The 20345-nt window shown below is 55.6% G+C and carries 23 protein-coding genes; 8 read left to right on the top strand and 15 right to left on the bottom strand.

Annotation, left to right across the window (positions count from 1 at the left end):
* Window positions 1-13: 13 nt before the first annotated feature.
* Together menA and rraA are read left to right on the top strand one after the other, a co-directional pair.
* A complete protein-coding gene (gene menA, locus GNG26_RS21640) occupies window positions 14-940 on the top strand; it encodes a 1,4-dihydroxy-2-naphthoate polyprenyltransferase (protein ID WP_103177505.1) in 927 nt (308 codons plus the stop codon).
* 91 nt (window positions 941-1031) lie between these two features.
* Window positions 1032-1517: a ribonuclease E activity regulator RraA gene (gene rraA, locus GNG26_RS21645; RefSeq protein WP_156240037.1), complete on the top strand. Its 486-nt coding sequence runs from the start codon at window positions 1032-1034 to the stop codon at window positions 1515-1517.
* 40 nt (window positions 1518-1557) lie between these two features.
* Here the strand turns inward: rraA and GNG26_RS21650 are convergent, their stop codons facing one another.
* The 3 genes from GNG26_RS21650 to zapB all read right to left on the bottom strand — a co-directional run bounded on the left by GNG26_RS21650 (window position 1558) and on the right by zapB (window position 2944).
* Window positions 1558-1947 (bottom strand): hypothetical protein, encoded by a 390-nt coding sequence (locus GNG26_RS21650; RefSeq protein ID WP_103825244.1) that lies wholly within the window; start codon window positions 1945-1947, stop codon window positions 1558-1560.
* The gene (locus GNG26_RS21655; protein WP_156240038.1) at window positions 1944-2612 is read right to left on the bottom strand and encodes a hypothetical protein; all 669 of its coding nucleotides are present in this window, start codon (window positions 2610-2612) and stop codon (window positions 1944-1946) included. Before GNG26_RS21655 ends, GNG26_RS21650 begins: the two co-directional genes overlap by 4 nt.
* A gap of 92 nt (window positions 2613-2704) precedes the next feature.
* A complete protein-coding gene (zapB, locus tag GNG26_RS21660; RefSeq protein ID WP_103177509.1) occupies window positions 2705-2944 on the bottom strand; it encodes a septal ring assembly protein ZapB in 240 nt (79 codons plus the stop codon).
* Window positions 2945-3345: 401 nt separating this feature from the next.
* Here zapB and GNG26_RS21665 point away from each other — a divergent pair, with 401 nt between their 5' ends.
* The 4 genes from GNG26_RS21665 to fpr all read left to right on the top strand — a co-directional run bounded on the left by GNG26_RS21665 (window position 3346) and on the right by fpr (window position 7683).
* On the top strand, window positions 3346-4200 hold the full coding sequence (locus tag GNG26_RS21665; protein ID WP_103825246.1) for an MIP/aquaporin family protein: 855 nt from the start codon (window positions 3346-3348) through the stop codon (window positions 4198-4200).
* Window positions 4201-4221: 21 nt separating this feature from the next.
* Window positions 4222-5733 (top strand): glycerol kinase GlpK, encoded by a 1512-nt coding sequence (gene glpK / locus GNG26_RS21670; RefSeq protein ID WP_103825247.1) that lies wholly within the window; start codon window positions 4222-4224, stop codon window positions 5731-5733.
* 96 nt (window positions 5734-5829) lie between these two features.
* The gene (gene glpX / locus GNG26_RS21675) at window positions 5830-6840 is read left to right on the top strand and encodes a class II fructose-bisphosphatase (RefSeq protein WP_156240039.1); all 1011 of its coding nucleotides are present in this window, start codon (window positions 5830-5832) and stop codon (window positions 6838-6840) included.
* Between the two features lie 96 nt (window positions 6841-6936).
* Entirely contained in the window at window positions 6937-7683 is a 747-nt protein-coding gene (gene fpr, locus GNG26_RS21680) for a ferredoxin--NADP(+) reductase (RefSeq protein ID WP_103177513.1), read from the top strand.
* Here the strand turns inward: fpr and GNG26_RS21685 are convergent, their stop codons facing one another.
* Window positions 7684-8103, bottom strand: a complete 420-nt coding sequence (locus GNG26_RS21685) for a DUF805 domain-containing protein (RefSeq protein WP_114316379.1) — start codon at window positions 8101-8103, stop codon at window positions 7684-7686.
* A gap of 113 nt (window positions 8104-8216) precedes the next feature.
* On the opposite strand from GNG26_RS21685, the gene GNG26_RS21690 reads away from it, so the two are divergent.
* Together GNG26_RS21690 and tpiA are read left to right on the top strand one after the other, a co-directional pair.
* A complete protein-coding gene (locus GNG26_RS21690; protein ID WP_103177515.1) occupies window positions 8217-8813 on the top strand; it encodes a DUF1454 family protein in 597 nt (198 codons plus the stop codon).
* A gap of 110 nt (window positions 8814-8923) precedes the next feature.
* Entirely contained in the window at window positions 8924-9691 is a 768-nt protein-coding gene (gene tpiA, locus GNG26_RS21695; RefSeq protein WP_103177516.1) for a triose-phosphate isomerase, read from the top strand.
* An 81-nt stretch (window positions 9692-9772) separates the two neighbouring features.
* On the opposite strand, the gene GNG26_RS21700 is transcribed toward tpiA, so the two are convergent.
* From GNG26_RS21700 to GNG26_RS21750, 11 genes are all read right to left on the bottom strand, one after another.
* On the bottom strand, window positions 9773-11077 hold the full coding sequence (locus GNG26_RS21700) for an SLC13 family permease (protein WP_114388302.1): 1305 nt from the start codon (window positions 11075-11077) through the stop codon (window positions 9773-9775).
* A 58-nt stretch (window positions 11078-11135) separates the two neighbouring features.
* A complete protein-coding gene (locus tag GNG26_RS21705; protein WP_156240040.1) occupies window positions 11136-11894 on the bottom strand; it encodes a CDP-diacylglycerol diphosphatase in 759 nt (252 codons plus the stop codon).
* 110 nt (window positions 11895-12004) lie between these two features.
* A complete protein-coding gene (locus tag GNG26_RS21710) occupies window positions 12005-12994 on the bottom strand; it encodes a sulfate ABC transporter substrate-binding protein (RefSeq protein WP_156240041.1) in 990 nt (329 codons plus the stop codon).
* A 213-nt stretch (window positions 12995-13207) separates the two neighbouring features.
* A complete protein-coding gene (gene pfkA, locus GNG26_RS21715) occupies window positions 13208-14170 on the bottom strand; it encodes a 6-phosphofructokinase (RefSeq protein ID WP_103825256.1) in 963 nt (320 codons plus the stop codon).
* A gap of 175 nt (window positions 14171-14345) precedes the next feature.
* Window positions 14346-15251: a CDF family cation-efflux transporter FieF gene (fieF, locus tag GNG26_RS21720; RefSeq protein ID WP_103825257.1), complete on the bottom strand. Its 906-nt coding sequence runs from the start codon at window positions 15249-15251 to the stop codon at window positions 14346-14348.
* 240 nt (window positions 15252-15491) lie between these two features.
* A complete protein-coding gene (locus GNG26_RS21725) occupies window positions 15492-15713 on the bottom strand; it encodes a DNA-binding transcriptional regulator (protein WP_074173244.1) in 222 nt (73 codons plus the stop codon).
* Window positions 15714-15793: 80 nt separating this feature from the next.
* On the bottom strand, window positions 15794-16960 hold the full coding sequence (locus tag GNG26_RS21730; RefSeq protein WP_156240042.1) for a phage late control D family protein: 1167 nt from the start codon (window positions 16958-16960) through the stop codon (window positions 15794-15796).
* Window positions 16957-17421 carry a phage tail protein gene (locus GNG26_RS21735; protein WP_156240043.1) on the bottom strand — a complete coding sequence of 155 codons (465 nt, stop codon included), beginning with the start codon at window positions 17419-17421 and terminating at the stop codon, window positions 16957-16959. Before GNG26_RS21735 ends, GNG26_RS21730 begins: the two co-directional genes overlap by 4 nt.
* 10 nt (window positions 17422-17431) lie before the next feature.
* Window positions 17432-19870 (bottom strand): phage tail tape measure protein, encoded by a 2439-nt coding sequence (locus tag GNG26_RS21740; protein ID WP_156240044.1) that lies wholly within the window; start codon window positions 19868-19870, stop codon window positions 17432-17434.
* A complete protein-coding gene (locus GNG26_RS21745) occupies window positions 19860-20018 on the bottom strand; it encodes a GpE family phage tail protein (protein WP_370463902.1) in 159 nt (52 codons plus the stop codon). The genes GNG26_RS21740 and GNG26_RS21745 overlap by 11 nt, the downstream gene beginning before the upstream one ends.
* Window positions 20015-20323 (bottom strand): phage tail assembly protein, encoded by a 309-nt coding sequence (locus GNG26_RS21750; protein WP_156240046.1) that lies wholly within the window; start codon window positions 20321-20323, stop codon window positions 20015-20017. The genes GNG26_RS21745 and GNG26_RS21750 overlap by 4 nt, the downstream gene beginning before the upstream one ends.
* Between the last annotated feature and the right edge of the window lie 22 nt (window positions 20324-20345).

Raw genomic sequence — 20345 nt, forward strand, 5'->3', positions numbered from 1 at the left:
TTATTGGCACATAATTACTATGACTGAAATCAGCCGCACGCAGGCCTGGCTGGAAAGCCTGCGTCCTAAAACGCTCCCTCTCGCTTTCGCCGCCATTATTGTTGGCACCACCCTCGCGTGGTGGCAGGGGCATTTCGACCCGCTGGTGGCTGCCCTGGCGCTGCTGACCGCCGGGCTTCTGCAAATCCTCTCTAACCTCGCCAACGATTACGGGGATGCCGTCAAGGGCAGCGATAAGCCCGACCGCATCGGGCCATTGCGCGGAATGCAGAAAGGGGTGATCACCCAGGAGGAGATGAAACGGGCGCTGATTATCACCGTCGCGCTGATCTGTCTTTCCGGGATTGCGCTGGTGCTGGTGGCCTGTAAAACCCCGGCGGATGCGGTTGGCTTCCTCGTGCTCGGTCTGCTGGCGATTGTCGCGGCCATCACCTATACCGTCGGCACCCGCCCTTACGGTTACATCGGGCTGGGGGATATCTCCGTGCTGGTCTTCTTCGGCTGGCTGAGCGTGATGGGCAGCTGGTATCTGCAGGCGCACTCGTTAATTCCTGCTCTGTTCCTGCCAGCCACCGCCTGCGGCATGCTGGCGACGGCGGTACTGAATATCAACAATCTGCGCGATATCGACAGCGATCGTCAGAACGGTAAAAACACCCTGGCGGTGCGGTTAGGCGCGGTGAATGCGCGCCGCTACCATGCCTGCCTGCTGATGGGCGCCCTGCTCTGTCTGGCGCTGTTTAACCTGCTTTCCCTGCACAGTCTGTGGGGCTGGCTGTTTGTGCTCGCCACGCCGCTGCTGGTCAAACAGGCGCGCTACGTGATGCGCGAGCAGAGCGCCTCGGCCATGCCGCCAATGCTGGAACGCACGGTAAAAGGCGCACTACTGACTAACCTGTTGTTCGTGATAGGGATTATTCTTAGTCAGACGCTAAATTAGCTGACAAATATCAATTAACAATTGATGATTTTGCCAACAATGCAATTCGCGCGATATACTGAAAACACTCGCAGCAACTGAACTTAAGCCTATGAAATACGATACCTCCGAGCTTTGTGACATCTACCAGGAAGATGTGAACGTCGTAGAACCGCTGTTTTCCAACTTTGGAGGACGGTCGTCGTTTGGCGGACAAATCATTACGGTGAAATGTTTTGAGGACAACGGGTTGCTGTACGATCTGCTCGAACAGAACGGCCGTGGACGCATTCTGCTGGTTGATGGTGGCGGCTCCGTGCGTCGCGCATTAGTTGATGCGGAACTTGCCCGTCTCGCCACCCAGAACGAGTGGGAAGGCATTGTGGTCTATGGCGCGGTGCGTCAGGTGGATGACCTCGAAGAGATGGACATCGGCATTCAGGCGATTGCGGCCATTCCGGTAGGTGCCGCAGGTGAAGGCATTGGCGAAAGCGACGTGCGCGTCAATTTCGGCGGCGTGACCTTCTTCTCCGGCGACCATCTCTATGCCGATAACACCGGCATTATCCTCTCTGAAGATCCGCTGGATATCGAGTAGAAAAAGAAGGCCATCTGTTTTAAGGAGATGGCCTTCTATTTTAATTATCTTTATTCGTATCGTAATGAGTGATATGTAGTTCAAACATCCCTTTCTTTTCCTCTACCGCTATGCTCATTGTTGCATGACGATCCTGATAGTTATCAATATAAGCTTCAAGCTTTTCGTGCTTCCTCTGAAGTTCACTCTTTTGGATACCGGTGAAAGTGAGTGTACTGATCTGCAAACCACTTCCTTCAACGGTTTGCTTCGTGAAGTACCAGTTCTCTGTGATCCTTGGTGCATCCTTCAGTGGTTTCGGTGTTAATAAGTAATATTGAATTAGATTGCCTTGTTTATAATATTCATCGGAAAATATTCTGGTCATTATTAAGGAATAGAGCACGGCCATCAGAACGAATAGAAAAACGATGATATGCCTACATTTCATATACGAACCTCCCTAACGACGGAAGGATCAGATACTGGCACAATAGAATCCATAAATGCAGGCAAATGGCCCGGGAATGGTTGGTGTTTTAGACTCTTATCTTCAGGGTCTGGAAACAGTAAGGGAAGTACACTTTTATTTTTAAATTGCCCAACAGGGCCATAGTAATCCCAGATGCGATAAGCTTTCTCTTTGGAACAAATGTCCAGGAAGGGGGTATAATCTGCATAGTTAACGGCCTGGCAAAAACCAAAAAGATTAGAAACCAAATCTTCTGCGCTGTATCCGCTATCCGTAATCAGAATATAGGGCCAAAAACCCTGCAAGGATTCAAAGCTGTGAGAAGTACTCATAAAAATGGATAAGGCCACACCTCTTAAAACCTCATCGCTTAAGCCTCTACGCACTAAAAAGCGTCTGTATATCCCGGTTGTGGCATTTAATCCTACGATTTTTCTGGACATGCTTTGATGATAATGAATTTCAAACCAGTCGGTGGCGTCTCTGCCAGGCATTATCATTTGTTGCCATAATCGTTCAGCGCCGGAGGGATTTGCGTGTCCTAAGTCAATCCATCCCAGATTTTCCGTATAAATGAGGCCTGATGGAGTATTACGGGTAATGTATCGGTCAGAATTATCAATAATCTCGCTTCGCTTTGTCATCTCGCATTCCTTGTGAGTAACATGTTGAGCGATCTTATTCCCGCAACATAAAAAAGGCATCCCTTGTGGATGCCTTTTTCAGGAATTCGGAATCAGACCTCTTCCATGCGCCCGAGCAGGGCATGCAGACGATCCTGCCAGCCGTTCTGCTGTTCGCGCAGCTGGTGGTTTTCACGCTCCAGCTCTTCACGTCCGTGCTGAGCAGTCTGAATTTCCTGCGACAGCGCGTTGTTTTTTTCTTTCAGCTCTTCGATTTCCATCTGCAGCAGGGTGATGGTATCAATCGCCTGCTGTACTTTCGATTCCAGTTTCTCAAACACTTCTAACGACATAATGCTACCTCTCCTGAATTTGCAAGGCGACGCTTGACGTAAACGCGCACAACACCTGGTGTCGATTGTATGGAGCCCCGCCCTCCCTGTCCAGCGGCAGACCGCGCAGATTGCGGTTTGCAACACTTTTCAGTCTCCTCCTGGTGCGTTCGTGCCATATACCCCTAAATTGTTAACACTTTAGTTAATAGAAAGCTTACTCCCCCTTTCGCTTACAGCAATTCTTGCCCGCTTTATGGCGCGTTATCGCTCATTTTGTTGACGCGGCACACACATTTTAAGTTCGATATTTCTCGTTTTTGTTCGTTAACGATAAATTAACACTATGTCTACAGGACATCGTGCCGGTCATGGCGACCGTCGCGCCAACAATAACCATTAATCATTTTCAGGATCCGATTATGAGTGAAACATCAACCTTAAAAGGCCAATGCATCGCAGAGTTCCTGGGTACTGGGTTGTTGATTTTCTTTGGCGTAGGATGTGTGGCTGCACTGAAAGTGGCGGGTGCCAGTTTCGGTCAGTGGGAAATCAGTGTGATCTGGGGTCTGGGCGTGGCGATGGCCATCTACCTGACGGCGGGTGTTTCGGGTGCGCACCTCAACCCTGCGGTCACCATCGCGCTGTGTCTGTTTGCCTGCTTCGACAAACGCAAGGTTGTGCCTTTTATTGTGGCGCAGTTTGCTGGTGCGTTTTGTGCAGCGGCGTTAGTTTACGGGCTCTATTACAATCTGTTTATCGACTTCGAGCAGACGCACCATATGGTGCGTGGCAGTACCGAAAGCCTTGAGCTGGCGGGGATCTTCTCCACCTATCCGAACCCGCACATTAACTTTGTGCAGGCCTTCGCGGTAGAGATGGTAATCACCGCCATCCTGATGGGTACCATCCTGGCGCTGACCGATGACGGCAATGGCATTCCGCGCGGTCCGCTGGCACCGCTGTTGATTGGCCTGCTGATTGCGGTGATCGGCGCATCGATGGGGCCACTGACCGGTTTCGCCATGAACCCGGCGCGCGACATCGGCCCGAAAGCCTTCGCCTTTATTGCCGGGTGGGGTGACGTGGCCTTCACCGGCGGCAAAGATATTCCTTATTTCCTGGTGCCGCTGTTCGGCCCTATTGTAGGTGCTGCGCTGGGTGCCTTCGGCTATCGTAAATTGATTGGCCGCCACCTGCCGTGTGACACCTGTGTCGTCGAAGAGGCCGAAGAGAAGGAAACCACCTCTGGCGCACACCAAAACGCTTCGCTGTAATCTGACTACGGGACCACAACTATGACCGACAAAAAATATATCGTTGCGCTCGACCAGGGCACGACCAGCTCCCGCGCTGTCGTTATGGATCATGACGCGAACATCGTCAGCGTGTCACAGCGCGAATTCGAGCAAATCTATCCTCGTCCAGGCTGGGTTGAACACGACCCGATGGAGATCTGGGCGTCACAAAGCTCAACACTGGTAGAAGTACTGGCGAAAGCTGATATCAGTTCCGACGAGATTGCAGCGATTGGCATCACCAACCAGCGTGAAACGGCCATCGTCTGGGAACGCGAAACCGGTAAGCCGATTTACAACGCCATTGTCTGGCAGTGCCGCCGTACAGCGGATATCTGCGAGAAGCTCAAGCGAGACGGCATGGAAGAGTACGTGCGTAGCGCCACCGGCCTGGTGGTAGACCCCTACTTCTCCGGCACCAAGGTGAAATGGATCCTCGACCATGTCGAAGGCTCCCGCGAGCGGGCAAAGCGCGGCGAACTGCTGTTCGGTACCGTAGATACCTGGCTTATCTGGAAGATGACTCAGGGGCGCGTTCACGTCACCGATTACACCAACGCCTCGCGCACCATGCTGTTCAACATCCACGATCTTGACTGGGATGACAAAATGCTGGACGCGCTGGACATCCCGCGCGCCATGCTGCCGCAGGTGCGTAAGTCGTCTGAAGTTTACGGTCAGACCAATATCGGCGGTAAAGGCGGCACCCGTATTCCTATCGCCGGGATCGCCGGTGACCAGCAGGCAGCGCTGTTTGGCCAGCTGTGCGTAAAAGAGGGGATGGCGAAGAACACCTACGGCACCGGCTGCTTTATGCTGATGAACACCGGCGAGAAGGCGGTGAAATCGGAGCATGGCCTGCTGACCACCATTGCCTGCGGCCCACGCGGTGAGGTGAATTACGCCCTGGAAGGCGCGGTGTTTATGGCAGGCGCGTCCATTCAGTGGCTGCGCGATGAGATGAAACTGATCAGCGACGCCTTCGACTCGGAATATTTTGCCACCAAGGTGAAAGACACCAACGGCGTGTACGTGGTGCCGGCCTTTACCGGCCTGGGCGCCCCCTACTGGGACCCCTACGCCCGCGGCGCGATTTTCGGCCTGACGCGTGGGGTTAACTCCAACCACATCATCCGCGCCACGCTGGAGTCGATTGCCTTCCAGACCCGCGACGTACTGGAAGCGATGCAGGCCGACTCCGGTATTCGTCTGCACGCCCTGCGCGTGGATGGCGGCGCGGTGGCGAACAACTTCCTGATGCAGTTCCAGTCCGACATTCTGGGTACCCGCGTGGAACGCCCGGAAGTGCGTGAAGTGACGGCGCTGGGTGCGGCCTATCTTGCCGGTCTGGCGGTCGGTTTCTGGCAGAACCTGGACGAACTGCAGGAGAAAGCGGTCATTGAGCGCGAATTCCGTCCGGGCATCGAAACCACCGAGCGTAATTACCGCTACAGTGGCTGGAAGAAAGCCGTGAAACGTGCGCTGGCCTGGGAAGAGCACGACGAGTCATAACACCTCCCCCTCACCCCGTCGGGGTGAGGGGTCCAAACCGCCTCCTCCACTCTGTGATAAACTTCGTGCAATTCCTTTTGATTGCACGAGTATCTGATGAAACGTGAACTTGCTATCGAGTTTTCCCGCGTAACCGAAGCTGCCGCTCTGGCAGGCTACAAGTGGCTTGGCCGTGGTGATAAAAATACCGCTGACGGCGCAGCCGTCCATGCCATGCGCATCATGCTTAACCAGGTCAACATCGATGGCACCATCGTGATTGGTGAAGGTGAGATTGACGAAGCCCCCATGCTGTTCATCGGCGAAAAGGTCGGGACCGGCAACGGCGATGCGGTGGATATCGCGGTAGACCCCATTGAAGGCACCCGCATGACCGCTATGGGTCAGGCTAACGCCCTGGCGGTACTGGCGGTGGGCGATAAAGGCACCTTCCTCAACGCGCCCGATATGTATATGGAGAAGCTGATTGTCGGCCCTGGCGCAAAAGGGGTCATCGACCTTAATCTGCCGCTGGCGGAAAACCTGCGTAATATCGCCGCCGCGCTCAATAAACCGTTGAGCGAACTGACAGTCACCATTCTGGCGAAACCGCGTCACGATGCGGTCATCGCCCAGATGCAGCAGCTGGGCGTGCGCGTCTTTGCTATCCCCGATGGCGACGTGGCGGCCTCCATCCTCACCTGCATGCCGGACAGCGAAGTGGACGTACTGTACGGCATCGGCGGCGCACCGGAAGGGGTGGTTTCTGCTGCGGTCATCCGCGCCCTCGACGGCGATATGCATGGCCGTCTACTGGCCCGCCATGACGTAAAAGGCGATAGCGAAGAGAACCGCCGTATCGGTGAGCAGGAGCTGGCCCGCTGTGCCGCAATGGGCATCGAGGCCAATACCGTGCTGCGTCTGGATGATATGGCGCGCAGCGATAACGTTATCTTCTCGGCGACCGGCATCACCAAAGGCGATCTGCTGGACGGCATCACCCGCAAAGGCAATATGGCCACCACCGAAACGCTGCTGATCCGCGGTAAATCACGCACCATCCGCCGCATCCAGTCGATTCACTATCTCGACCGTAAAGATCCGGACGTGCAGACCCACATTCTTTAAAACCGTTTGATCAATTGAGCTTTCCGGCCCGCACGGGCTGGAAATCTCCCTCTCAGGTAAGGAAGATAGAACCCGAGATCAGTACAGGAGAACATCATGGCAGACTGGGTAACAGGTAAAGTCAAAAAGGTAGAGTTCTGGACCGATGCGCTATTTAGCCTCACCGTTCATGCACCCATCCAGCCTTTCACGGCCGGGCAATTTGCCAAGCTGGGGCTGGAGATCGACGGCGAACGCGTGCAGCGCGCCTACTCCTATGTCAACGCGCCGGATAACCCGGATCTCGAGTTCTACCTTGTCACCGTTCCCGATGGCAAACTCAGCCCGCGCCTGGCGGCACTTAAACCAGACGATGAGATCCAGATTGTCAGCGAAGCCGCAGGCTTCTTCGTGCTGGATGAAGTGCCAGACTGCGAGACGCTGTGGATGCTGGCGACCGGTACCGCCATCGGCCCTTACCTGTCGATCCTGCAATATGGGCAGGACCTGGATCGCTTTAAAAATATCGTTCTCGTGCATGCCGCGCGCTACGCCGCAGACCTGAGCTACCTGCCGCTGATGCAGGAACTGCAGAAGCGTTATGAAGGGAAAGTAAAAATCCAGACGGTGGTGAGCCGTGAAACGGTGCCGGGGTCACTTCACGGGCGCGTACCGGCCCTGATTGAAAATGGCGAGCTGGAAGCCGCCGTGGGTCTGAAGATGGAGGCCGACACCAGCCACGTGATGCTGTGTGGCAACCCGCAAATGGTGCGTGATACCCAACAGCTCCTGAAAGAGACCCGGCAGATGACCAAGCATTTACGCCGTCGGCCGGGCCATATGACCGCAGAACATTACTGGTAATTAGCGGTACTTTACGTCGATCGTATCTTTTCCGTATTTATTTTCGCCCTGGGTGCCCACAAACGCGCCCAGGTCGACAATGATCATCACAAAAATAATGGTAGGGATCAGCCTGCCCACCACCCACGGCAGCATGGAGGGCAGCATCGACCAGTTGCCGGCCAGCAGCATCCACGCCAGTATCACCAGCAGCGCCCACAACCCCGAACGCCCGCGATCGTGCAGACGTTTCACTAACACCGCCGCGGTCGGCCACAGCAGCGACACCAGCGCGAAGGCTGCCGTCTGGGTGTTCAACCAGGCGTTATTGGCAAAAATAAACAGAGCCAGCATGGCGACAATCCATACGCCAATCCAGATCCAGAAATCACGGCGTCCAATACGCCCTTTGAATGAAAACAACCACTGCTGTATGGTCATGTCAGGTTCCTAAAAGTCATCGCGGCGCGTAGTTTACCCTGGAGTCGCCTCCTTTTGACAAGCCAGCCGGATCCCGTTTTAATCGTGGGCAGTAACATTCAGAGACTTTATTGATGAAGATGTGGTTTCACCTTATTTGGCTGGGTTTAACACTGTTGGGTGCAAGCGCACCTCTGCATGCTGCTGAGACTTCCGTATCGGCTACCGCACCCTATGTGATGCCGGGCGCGCCGACCTTTGATCAGTCGATCAGCCTGTTCCGTGAAGCCTTCAATCAGGACAATCCAAAGCTGCCGCTCAATGAGTTTCGCTCCATTGATGGCACCCGCGACACCCCGAACCTGACCCGGGCTGCCAGCAAAATTAATGAGAATTTGTACGCCTCGACGGCGCTTGAGCGCGGAACCCTCAAAATCAAAAGTATGCAGATTACCTGGCTGCCGATTCAGGGACCGGAGCAGAAAGCCGCCAAAGCTAAAGCGCTGGAGTATATGAGCGCCATTTTACGCGCCTTTACCCCTGCCCTGACCAAAGCGCAAAGCCAGCAAAAGCTGCAAAAGCTCCTCACGGCCGGTAAAAACAAGCGCTATTACGCCGAAACGGAAGGCGCGGTTCGCTATGTTGTGGCAGATAACGGCGAAAAGGGGCTGACCTTCGCTGTTGAACCGATTAAGCTGGCGCTATCTGAGGCACTCGGCGGGTCGAATTAATGACAAAAAGCAAAGCCTTTCGAGGGAAAATCTCTATACTGATTCACAGACCATGCTGCCCTGTCGGGCGGCCATATTCCTTAATTCGCTCTTGAGCGTGGAGAATTGAAATGCGACATCCTTTAGTGATGGGTAACTGGAAACTGAACGGCAGCCGCCACATGGTAAACGAGCTGGTAGCTAACCTGCGTAAAGAGCTGGCTGGTGTGACTGGCTGTGCTGTTGCTATCGCTCCGCCGGACATGTACCTGGATATGGCTAAGAAAGCGGCTGACGGCAGCCACATCGTTCTGGGTGCCCAGAACGTTGACGTTAACCTGTCTGGCGCGTTCACCGGTGAAACCTCCGCTGAAATGCTGAAAGATATCGGCGCAAAATACATCATTATTGGCCACTCTGAGCGTCGTACCTACCACAAAGAGTCCGACGAGTTCATCGCCAAGAAATTCGCTGTGCTGAAAGAGCAGGGTCTGATCCCGGTTCTGTGCATCGGTGAAACCGAAGCAGAAAACGAAGCGGGCAAAACCGAAGAAGTCTGCGCACGTCAGATCGACGCAGTCCTGACCACTCAGGGCGCGAGCGCGTTCGAAGGTGCGGTCATTGCTTACGAGCCAGTATGGGCGATCGGTACCGGCAAATCTGCCACCCCAGCACAGGCTCAGGCCGTTCACAAATTCATCCGTGACCACATTGCGAAAGCCGACGCGAAAGTGGCTGAGCAAGTGATCATCCAGTACGGCGGTTCCGTAAACGCCTCTAACGCAGCAGAACTGTTCACCCAGCCGGACATCGACGGCGCGCTGGTTGGCGGCGCATCCCTGAAAGCAGACGCTTTCGCGGTGATCGTTAAAGCAGCAGAAGCAGCGAAACAGGCGTAAGAGCATCTGTGGCGGGTGGCGCTTCGCTGACCCGCCCTACGATACTCCAGGCCCGGTAAGCGCCAGCGCTACCGGGCTTTTTTACAGCCGTCCCAGCAGGCTAAACCACAGATAATCCAGCGGCAATAGCACCAGATAGGTTGCCACCGCCAGCGCCAGACAGAGCAGCATCCCCGCCCGTGCAGGCACCCTTCCCAGCCCCATCGCCACCACAATCGGCGACGCCTGATACGGCAGCAGCGGCGTGGAATACCCCAGCACCTGAATCATAATCACCGACAGCAGCGGAAAGCCGGTGGCGTCCGAGAAGCTTTGCGCCAGGGTGGTATACAGCGCCGGTACGCCGTTGGCGGTCATAATGAAATTCAGGGCGGTGGTGATACCAGTCAGGGCCAGGAAACTGGTGAACGGCGCATCGGCATCCAGCGGCATTACCCGCATCAGCGCCTCGCCCACCGCACTGCCAATACCGGTTTGCGTCACGGTGATCGCCAGCCCCAGAATACCCGCCACATAAATACAGGTGCGCATATTCACCCCCGCCGAGAATTCGTCCCCGGTGATAAAGCCAACCCGCGGCAGCATCACCACAATCGACGCCGCGAGCCCGGTCCACGCCGGTCCAATGCCGTGCCAGCTTTCAGTTACCCACATCACCAGCACCACCGCCAGCAGCCAGGCGAGGCGTTTTTCGTCGCGGCCCATCGGCTCCGGCGGAGTCAAATCCTTCGCCGGTTTTGGCGCGCCGGGGAACAGCCAGCAGATCAGGCCGATCAGGATCAGACCCTTGAGAATACCCAGCACAGGCGTGTGCAGCAGCAGGTACGGAACATAGTTAAGATGGATGCCGTACGAGCCTTCCGCCGCCCCGCTCATCACCAGATTAGGTACGTTGGCCGGAAGGATGGTGGCCGATAGCTGGAAGGTGCCAAACCCCACCGCCAGCGCCAGGCCGAACCACGCCCGCGTACCGTCCGCAATGCCCGCCCGCTTCGCCATCGCCGCCACGATGGGCATCAGCAGCGCGATGCGCCCCATGTTGGAGGGCATCACAAACGCCAGCGCATAGGTGAGCAGCACTACGCTTGCCACCATCAGCGGCCAGGAGTCGGTCAGCCTGGCCGACAGCGCCCGCGCCGCCCTGTCCGCCAGTCCGGTTTTGCGGATCGCCACCCCCAGCACAAATCCGCTGAACACCAGCCAGAATGCTGACGAGGCAAAACCGCCAAAAATCACCTCCGGCGGGGCAATACGCGCGATCATCGCCGCAGTAAAGAACAGCAGCGCGGTGAGGAATTCCGGCAGCAGCGAGGTGGCCCACAGAATGATAGTGACGACGATAATCAGCGAGGGCAGAAACAGCGGGTGAGTGAACCAGAGCGACATGCCTGTCTCCTGTAGAATTTTTCAGCAAGTCTACGGCGACAGGCAGGGCGAGTAAACGCTATTTATGGTGGGGTTCATTCAGGATAGTGCATTGATGATCCTGTAATTCCTCAGCGGAAGCGAGGTTAAACGTCAGCAGGTTGCGCTCGGTTGCCAACAGGATAAACGATCCGTCCGCCTGCTGCGCCATCGCCAGCGCAAAGCGTCCCATATGGTCGCGCGCTTCCGGCAACTCTTCTGCCAGCATCATAAACGGGCTGCGTTTCACCAGCTCCGCTTCCGTCACCCGACGCGCCAGGTATTCATTCCCCTCCAACCCGCCGGGGAACGGCAGCCACTGGGTGCTGATTTGCCCCTGACTGGCATTGAGCTTCTCGCGCACGTCCGGGCGCAGGCAGGAGATATGGATATGAAAATGATTTTGCGTGCGACCGGTCGGGGAGTTGATGGTCAGTGAAACTGCACTGTCGGGTACGTTGCTTCCCCGCTTCATGCTCATAAAGTGGCGCGACTGCCACGCCAGCCAGAAGAAATTGGGCGTCTGAGCCTCGGTCAGAAGCGGGCTTTCGGTACCCTTGATGCGGTACGTGGGCATCAGCAGATATTGCAGCGGCCCGTTGCGATCTTTAAACACCACATATCCCGCATCCGTTTTTACCAGCGCACAGGGCGCCGGGTTACGGTTCTGCATCTGACCAGGCACACACTGGTCGAGAACGATATGCCGCAGCGCGTTTGGGTTACCCGCTTTCAGCCAGAACCCGACACCTGCCGCGAGCGCAATCACAACCAGTACCAGCACGATTATTTTTTTCACAGCGCATTCCCTGTATCCACCTGACGCCAAAGAGTAACGCATAAAAATGAACAAATAAAAAACCCGGTGGATTTCTCACACCGGGTCCCGTGTCGTTCTTCAAAAAATGCTTAACGCTTGCTGATCTGATCGAAGGTGCCGCCATTCGAGAAGTGATCTTTCTGCGCTTTCGTCCAGCCGCCGAAGACTTCATCGATAGTGAAGAGCTTCAGTTTCGGGAAGGCGTTCTCATACTTCTTCGCCACCGCCTCATCACGTGGACGATAGAAATTCTTCGCGGCAATCTCCTGGCCTTCCGGGGAGTAAAGGTATTTCAGGTAGGCTTCCGCCACGGCCTGGGTGCCTTTCTTATCCACTACTTTATCGACAACGGAGACGGTTGGCTCAGCCAGAATGGATTCGCTTGGGGTGACAATTTCAAATTTGTCTTTACCCAGTTCGTTAGTCGCCAGCAGCGCTTCGTTTTCCCACGCAATCAGCACATCACCAATGCCGCGTTCAACGAAGGTGTTAGTTGCGCCACGCGCGCCGGAGTCCAGCACTTCGACGTTTTTGAACAGCGCTTTCACGAAATCCTGCGCTTTGGCCTGATCGCCATTGTTCTGGTGCAGGGCGTAACCCCAGGCTGCCAGGTAGTTCCAGCGTGCGCCGCCAGAGCTTTTTGGGTTTGGAGTGATAACCGATACGCCCGGCTTAACCAGATCGTTCCAGTCATGGATCTGTTTCGGGTTGCCTTTGCGGACCAGGAAAACGATGGTGGAGGTATACGGCGCGGAGTTGTCCGGCAGGCGTTTGATCCAGTTTTTATCGATACGGCCGCGTTCCGCGATAGCGTCCACGTCATACGCCAGCGCCAGGGTCACGACGTCGGCTTCAATGCCGTTAATCACCGAGGTCGCCTGCTTGCCGGAGCCACCGTGGGACTGGCGGACCACGACGTTATCGCCGGTTTCCTGTTTCCAGTGTGCGGCGAACGCTTTGTTGTACTGCTCGTACAGTTCACGCGTCGGATCGTAAGACACGTTCAGTAACTGAATATCCTTTGCCAGAACGCTGGTCGATGCCAGCAATAACGTTAAACCCACGCCCCATTTATTCATCGCCCAACTCTCTTAATGTTGTGTTTGATGAGTGCAGGGTGCCAGAAAGCGAACCAATGATTAAAGAATAAAAAAAGATTGGCTATAACGCAGGGGAATAAAAAGAGGGGATGAAGGCACAAAAAAGCCGGGTAGCAGCTACGCCTTACCCGGCCTACGAACCATGCTTTTGTGGGCCCGGTCAGCGCAGCGCCACCGGGCAACAGCCGCCGATCAGTACAGCTTTTTCGCGCACTCCAGCCAGTCACCTTTGAACGGACGCTTCATATTTTCAATAGCGTCGATGATGTCATGGTGAACCAGTTTTTCGTTCTGAATGCCGACGCAACGACCGCCAAAGCCCTGCTGCAGCAGTTCAATCGCGTAAGCGCCCATACGGGATGCCAGGATACGGTCGTAAGGACCCGGAGAGCCGCCACGCTGGATGTGGCCAAGAACGGTCGCGCGGGTTTCGCGTTTGGTTTCGGCTTCAATGTACTTCGCCAGCTCGTCAACGTCGCAGATGTGCTCGGTGATGGCAACGATGGCGTGTTTCTTACCTTTGGCGATACCGGCTTTGATTTCTGCCACCAGATCTTCACGGCTGAATTCCACTTCCGGCACCACGATGAACTCACAGCCGCCCGCAATCGCCGCCGCCAGGGTCAGGTCGCCACAGTAGCGGCCCATCACTTCGACGATAGAGATACGCTGGTGAGAAGAAGAGGTGTCGCGCAGACGGTCAATCGCCTCTACCACGGTGCCCAGTGCAGTGAAGTAACCGATGGTGTAGTCGGTGCCTTTAATGTCGTTGTCGATGGTGCCTGGCAGACCGATGCATGGGAAGCCCATTTCAGTCAGGCGTTTTGCCCCCATGTAGGAACCGTCACCGCCGATAACAACCAGCGCGTCCAGGCCGCGTTTTTTCATGTTCTCGATAGCCACTTCACGGATGCGCTCATCGCGGAATTCCGGGAAACGCGCGGAGCCCAGGAAGGTACCGCCACGGTTAATCATGTCGGACACGCTGTAGCGGTCGAGCTGCACCATGCGATCTTCATACAGGCCCAGATAACCGTCATAGATACCAAAAACTTCCAGACCTTCCGTCAACGCTGCGCGCACTACACCACGAATTGCTGCGTTCATGCCGGGCGCATCACCGCCGCTTGTCAACACACCGATTTTCTTAATCATGACTACCTCTGAACTTAGGAATGCAAAAATGAAATCTGTTGCCGGAAGACGTCCTATCGACCAACGAATAGTGCAAATAGTATATCAATCACTTCCCGCTGAATTGATTCAGGTCAGACCAAATGGCGGTTATTTTTCCACAAAATGCTGCCCCGGTTCACTTTTTTACAACGAATTACGAAAGCCCAAAATGTCCAGTACCTGGCTTAGGCACGACTGAGCAGGGATCCTGGTGAATAATGACATCTGACCCCGGGAAACGCTGCAAAATCGCCTGTTCAACCTGTTCCGCCACCAGATGGGCCTGAACGAGCGGCAGGTTATCTTCCATTTCTAAATGAATCTGAATAAAGCGGGTCGGCCCTGACTGCCGCGTGCGAAGATCGTGAGCGCCGCTGACGCCGGGCCAGGAGGTCACAATTTCAAAGATTTCATGCCGTTCTGCGTCTGGCAGTGCGCGATCGAGCAGGGATTGCACTGCATCGTACCCCATACGCAACGCACTGTATAAAATATAGAATCCAATCCCTAACGCAAATAACGCATCGGCCCGGTGCCAGCCATACCAGGCCAGACCGAGCGCAATAAGAATCGCACCGTTCATCATAACATCAGACTGATAATGAAGCATATCTGCCCGTACCGCCTGACTCTGCGTTTTACGCACCACCCAGCGCTGGAACGTTACCAGAACTAATGTGCTTATAAGTGCAATAACGGTTACCACCACGCCGACGCCCGGATCTTTCATCGGCGACGGGGTATACAGATGCTGAATGCCAGTCAAAAAGAGGAACAGCGCTGAACCGGAAATAAACATGCTTTGCGCCAGCGCCGCCAGCGACTCCGCTTTACCATGACCAAAGGTATGCTCTTCATCTGCCGGCTGTAACGAGTAACGCACCACCCACAGGTTCGTCACCGAGGCGGCAATATCCACCAGGGAGTCCACCAGCGCCGCCAGAATACTGACCGAACCGGTATACCACCACGCGAAGATTTTAATGACTAACAGGCACGACGCCATGACCGTCGCGGCGATTGCGGCCCGGCTCACCAGCCGTCCATAGGATTGATTCATAAACACTCCTGTCACGCTATGCCGCTAGTATAACGGATGCAGAGGAGTCAATAAGATGAATAAACGGTTAACGCATTTTAATGATGGGCAAAAAAAACCCCCACATCATGTGGGGGAAGACAGGGATGGTGATTTAATTTTCCCTGTAAGCAATGGAAACATAAGGATTTGTTTCTAACGATGTCCACACGTCGTCCACACATCGATAAAAAGCCCCGCATTCGCGGGGCTTTCTTTTGGTCACATCCAGTGGATCTGTTGCTGTCCTGACGTTGTCGGATGCGGTGGCGCTGGCACCACTTCACCCGGTGACACGATAAAGCGCTCGACAGTCTCAGTGGTGACAAATGTGCAACTGCAGTTGATGTTTGTGCACTGGTGATAGCGCTCTTTGGTCGTGTCAGAAAAATAGCGGCTTGTGCGAGCGTGTGCAGCAAAATGGCATTTAGGGCAGTGAAACATGGCGAGCACCTTTTCTTTATTTTCGATGCGGTAATTTTAGCCATTAAAACCATACATAACAAACACTTAATGGCATTTCATTAGTCTAATTCCTCGCTTTCGTACTCCACATCCGAAACCTTAACCTCAAGCTCTAAGCCCGTCGTGTAGCCGTTCCCGTTAAAGTTATGCACCACCCGGCTGATTATCCACGCCTGCTGGTCTATAACGCGCTTAAAGCCTTTAACCGCCACCGGCGTTTCGGGAAATAAATCCGCACGGCCAAACGCCAGCGAGATTGAAAACTCCGCGACCCCGCGCTGAATTTTGTCCCACTTTGCCTGAGCGGCGCGCATGGCCTGCGCCTTTGTCGCGTAGATGGTTGTCAGCTCCAGCACGTTGTCAGACTCACCAGCCATATACTCACCCTCGCGCGCTTCCTGCTCCTTTTTGGCTTTGGCCTTTGCCGTGGTTTTGGTCGCCTTCGGGTGCTGCAGCGCGCGCAGGTGCTGCACCTTTGGTTTGCGTTTGAGCTTCACCTTTTGCTTTTGTGGCTTCGGGTCTTTGGTGTGCAGCCATTTTGCTGTTACGCCGGTGTAAGCCTCCCGGTCAGCAATGGCAAACTGATGCCGGTCGCCGTCGCCGCGCTCAATGGTCATTTCCGGGACAGGTTTGCCACTGGCCGTCATCGCGCTACCGGCTTTGAGGAACAGCAGTTTACCGGCCTTAACCGAGACCGTTGCGCCGTTGCGGTCAGCCAGGCGGGACAGAAACACCGCGTCGGATTCCTGCGTCTGGTCAATGTGAGGCACGGGGATCGCTTTCAGCGTATCGGCCACGCTCGCCGTCAGCTTGTTGCGTGCCGCGATAGTCTCGACAATAACCCCGAGCGTGGTGTCATGCCATGACTGTTCCCGGCGCGAGTTCAGCGTTCCGCGAAAATCGGCGCTACGCCCCCGGATGGTCAGCGTATCAGGCGCGCCCCGGTGCTCGATTTCATCGACCGTGAAACTACCCTTATTCAGCAAGGCCGAGCCCTGCCAGCCTAACCACAGCGTCAGCTTTGCACCGCGCGGCGGCAGCTCGACAAGTCCGTCGGTATCATCGAGTTCAATGTCGAGCTGGTCAGCCTCGAATCCGCGATTGTCCGTCATGGTCAGACCGATAAGCCGGTCGCTGAAATTCTGCGTGATGTCATCGCCATCGAGCGTGAGCATAAACGCCGGGGCAACCCGCGCCCCGGCCTGCACGTTAATCCCGCTAATCATCCCGTCAGCCCTCCAATCCAGTTACCGGCAGACGTCACCAGACTATCAGCCTGCGTTTTCAGGTCGCCGTATATGGCCGCGAGCGAGTCATCGACCCGTTTCAGTGACAGGCTGAATTCAATTTTTCTGGCCGCGCCGTCGCTGAATAACTCAGTGTGCGTGTGGGTCACTTTGTCGATGACATACATGCCGTGGATCATGCCCGTTCCGTCAATCAGCGGCCACGCCCTGCCCTCGTCTGCCATCAGCTCGACAGCCATCAGCGACAGGCGGCCGCCGGTAATTTCAGGATAAAGCACGCCCGACAGCGTGCGCGAGGTTTCCCCCTCCCCGAGAAACTGATAGGCCGGTGGTTTACCAACACGGTCGTTTGACGCCCAGCGGTAATCCTTCGAATACTGCATCGACTGATGCGGCAGCGTGCGGCGCTCAAAAACAAATAAACCCAGTACCATTAACATGCTTTAGCCCTCATCCGTCGTGGCGCATACTTGAGCGCTGGCGCGCCCGTTCTTCGCGGTCGATTCTGTCGACGGCGTCGCGCAGCTGTCGGTCAAGGTCAGTCCCCGCCCCGGCACCACCTGACAGATTGATGTTGTATTCCCGCTTGCTCTGGTCGATGTAAGACCGGCCTGCAGGCGCTGTCACCGGCTGATAAGCCTGATAACCACCATAAGCCGAGGTTGCCGGGATATATGACCCGTTTTGCGCACCGGCTTTCGCTGCAGTCTGGTCGAGGTCGCCCGACTCTTTTTTAATGACCCCGAGTTTTTCCAGCAGCCATCCGACCTTGCCACTCAGGCTGTTAAAGATATTCAGGGGAGCCATCAGCGCATCGGCCAGAGCCTGACCAAACGCCAAGCCGACATTTTTGCAGCGGTCGATCGTTTCCTGCGTCGCCTTAACCGGCGCTATCAGGTCAGTGAACCACTGCCATACCCCGCGCAGTTTCTCGATGATGGAGTCAAACACCGGTGCGAGCGGGGCAAAGATTTCCGCAACAGGCGCAAAGGCCGCTTTAAGTCCCTCCACTACGCCCGAGAAGAATGCGCCCAGCGGCTCCCAGTATTTACGGATCAGGAGCGCACCGGCCACAACAGCACCGGCTACCGCCACCACTGGCAGGCTAATTGCACCAAGCGCGGTGACAATCGCGCTACCGGCTACGGTAAACACCGTTCCCAGCACTCCGGCAGCGGCAATAATGGCGTTAATTCCTATGACTACCGGCCATGCAATCAGACCAATCCCGCCGAGCACACCAATCAGCCCCAGCGCGCCACCGACTACCACACCGATAGTGGTCGCCAGTGATTTATTACGTGTGATCCAGCCATCCAGTTTCAAAACATATTGCGTGGCCGTTTGCGTCAGTTTCCGCAAAGAGCCCTCTTGCTGGTCAAACAGGTCAGTCCCCACGGCCTCATAGGCTGACTGAAACTCCTTAAAGTCACCGCCGAGATTGTCCTGCATGACTTTGACGAGCTCTTCGGTCTTACCGTCAGAGGCTTTGAATGCAGCGGTTAGCTGGTCCAGTTTACCGGTTGAGGCTGCGGTCATCAGTACCGCCGCCGCCGAGCTGGCCTCTTCACCAAAGATGGCTTTCATGTACTCGCCGCGCTGACTCGTTCCGAGATTGTTTTTCTCAAAACTGCTCTGCATTTCCTTCAGGATGGAAAATATCGGGCGAGTATTACCTTTACTGTCAGACGTTTTAACGCCGAGCTCCTTGATGGCCTCAAAGGCTTTTCCGGTCGGAGCCTGCAGGCGGCTCAGGATGGCACGGCTACCCGTACCCGCCATTGAGCCGGTGATTTTGGCGTCGTGCAGCGCGCCGACCATCGCTGCGGTCTGCTCGATACTGACCCCGGCATTTTTTGCCACCGGCGCGGCATAGGTCAGCGCGTCGCTCAGCCCGTCAAAATCGGCGGCGGTTTTGTTCATCGTCATCGAGAGAACGTCGCCAATGTGCGCGATTTTATCGTTTGAGAGCCCAAACGCGGATTTCATCCCCGTCAGCAGCGCGGCGTTTTCCTCCATCGAGCGCCGGTTAGACAGTGCCATATTCAGCGTGACCGGCGTCGCCGCCTGAATGGCAGCAGCATCCCCGCCGCTTTTCGCAATGATGATTTGCGCGCTCGCTGCATCGTCTGCAGAGGCAGCGGTATTGTCGCCAAGCTGTCGCGCCTGTTTGCGCAGTGCCTGCATTTCTGGCGACTGGTTATCCACCCCGAGTACGGCCTGCAGCTCAGAGTTTTTCTGTGCAAAGTCAAAGCCAGGCATCAGCAGTTTCACCCCGGCCATGGTTCCCGCCGTGGCGATGCCAACACCCGCCGCGCCAGCCGCTGCCGCGTTTCCTGCGATGGATTTACCGGCCTGATAACGGTCTTTAACGCGGCTCAGTTTCGCCTGTTGCTGGCTGACGCGCGCCAGCGCATCACGTTGCCGGTTAAGCTGCGCGGTTGTCTCGCTGATACTGGCTTTGAGACGGCGCTCATCCGCCGACAGCGTGCGGGTGTTTATCCCGGCCTGCGCGAGCTCCGTGCGCTGGCGCTGCACCGACTGCCTGAGCCCGTTGTATTTGAGCTGCAGGTCAGCGGCGGATTTCTTTGCCGCCTCCATCGCGCGCGCCTGCGCCGTGGTGGGGTTTTGCGTGTTTTTAAACTGGATGGCCAGCGCGGCGGCTTCCTGTTTCGCTTTATTAAGCGACTGACCGGTCACGGCAAGCTGTGCGCTCGCTTTCCTGAATCCGTCAATTCGGGACGCCTGCGCATTCAGATCGCGCAGGCTGGTTTGTGAAGTGCGGATGTCGCCTGCAAGGGATTTGCTGGCGTTCTGGATAGCTTTGAGCGGTCGGCTTGCCCGGTCTACTGCGTTAAGCAGCACCTCAAGTCTGACGTTATTGCTCATGATGTTTTCCGCTTCGCTGCAGCGCCTTCTCGCGCCATGTGAGGAGCTCGGTCACGCTCAGTGAATTCAGCTCTGATGGCGGCCAGTGAAATATCACTGCGATATCCGCCATCAGGTCATCGACCGACAGGTTATCGGGGAATTTCAGCGAGCCGAAGATGGCGACAAAAAACCCACCACCTTACCAGCGAATAAAATCAGGTCTGATGCCTCCATACGCATGACCTCATGCTCGGTGAGTGCCGGGTAAGTCATGCGCGGCAGCACCTTAATCAGCGCATCGACATCCGAGTTTGCCAGCGACGCCAGCGACACACCGCGCAGGGTTCCCGCGTTGGGTTTTGTGACTGTTACCTGCCCGATTTTTTGCTCACCGCGCATGACGGGGTTATCGAGGATCACAATGTTCGGGTTTTCAGTTTCAGTGGTGGCGGTTTCGTTGATGTTTTCCATGATGTTTCTCTCGTCAAAGTTA

Origin of the sequence: Leclercia sp. J807, assembly GCF_009734465.1 — a bacterium.
Taxonomy (GTDB): domain Bacteria; phylum Pseudomonadota; class Gammaproteobacteria; order Enterobacterales; family Enterobacteriaceae; genus Enterobacter.

Coding starts and splice junctions, on each gene's coding strand:
- rraA (WP_156240037.1), top strand. CDS start 1,032: ATGAAATACGATACCTCCGAGCTTTGTGACATCTACCAGGAAGATGTG.
- GNG26_RS21650 (WP_103825244.1), bottom strand. CDS start 1,947: ATGAAATGTAGGCATATCATCGTTTTTCTATTCGTTCTGATGGCCGTG.
- GNG26_RS21655 (WP_156240038.1), bottom strand. CDS start 2,612: ATGACAAAGCGAAGCGAGATTATTGATAATTCTGACCGATACATTACC.
- zapB (WP_103177509.1), bottom strand. CDS start 2,944: ATGTCGTTAGAAGTGTTTGAGAAACTGGAATCGAAAGTACAGCAGGCG.
- GNG26_RS21665 (WP_103825246.1), top strand. CDS start 3,346: ATGAGTGAAACATCAACCTTAAAAGGCCAATGCATCGCAGAGTTCCTG.
- glpK (WP_103825247.1), top strand. CDS start 4,222: ATGACCGACAAAAAATATATCGTTGCGCTCGACCAGGGCACGACCAGC.
- glpX (WP_156240039.1), top strand. CDS start 5,830: ATGAAACGTGAACTTGCTATCGAGTTTTCCCGCGTAACCGAAGCTGCC.
- fpr (WP_103177513.1), top strand. CDS start 6,937: ATGGCAGACTGGGTAACAGGTAAAGTCAAAAAGGTAGAGTTCTGGACC.
- GNG26_RS21685 (WP_114316379.1), bottom strand. CDS start 8,103: ATGACCATACAGCAGTGGTTGTTTTCATTCAAAGGGCGTATTGGACGC.
- GNG26_RS21690 (WP_103177515.1), top strand. CDS start 8,217: ATGAAGATGTGGTTTCACCTTATTTGGCTGGGTTTAACACTGTTGGGT.
- tpiA (WP_103177516.1), top strand. CDS start 8,924: ATGCGACATCCTTTAGTGATGGGTAACTGGAAACTGAACGGCAGCCGC.
- GNG26_RS21700 (WP_114388302.1), bottom strand. CDS start 11,077: ATGTCGCTCTGGTTCACTCACCCGCTGTTTCTGCCCTCGCTGATTATC.
- GNG26_RS21710 (WP_156240041.1), bottom strand. CDS start 12,994: ATGAATAAATGGGGCGTGGGTTTAACGTTATTGCTGGCATCGACCAGC.
- pfkA (WP_103825256.1), bottom strand. CDS start 14,170: ATGATTAAGAAAATCGGTGTGTTGACAAGCGGCGGTGATGCGCCCGGC.
- fieF (WP_103825257.1), bottom strand. CDS start 15,251: ATGAATCAATCCTATGGACGGCTGGTGAGCCGGGCCGCAATCGCCGCG.
- GNG26_RS21725 (WP_074173244.1), bottom strand. CDS start 15,713: ATGTTTCACTGCCCTAAATGCCATTTTGCTGCACACGCTCGCACAAGC.
- GNG26_RS21730 (WP_156240042.1), bottom strand. CDS start 16,960: ATGATTAGCGGGATTAACGTGCAGGCCGGGGCGCGGGTTGCCCCGGCG.
- GNG26_RS21735 (WP_156240043.1), bottom strand. CDS start 17,421: ATGTTAATGGTACTGGGTTTATTTGTTTTTGAGCGCCGCACGCTGCCG.
- GNG26_RS21740 (WP_156240044.1), bottom strand. CDS start 19,870: ATGAGCAATAACGTCAGACTTGAGGTGCTGCTTAACGCAGTAGACCGG.
- GNG26_RS21750 (WP_156240046.1), bottom strand. CDS start 20,323: ATGGAAAACATCAACGAAACCGCCACCACTGAAACTGAAAACCCGAAC.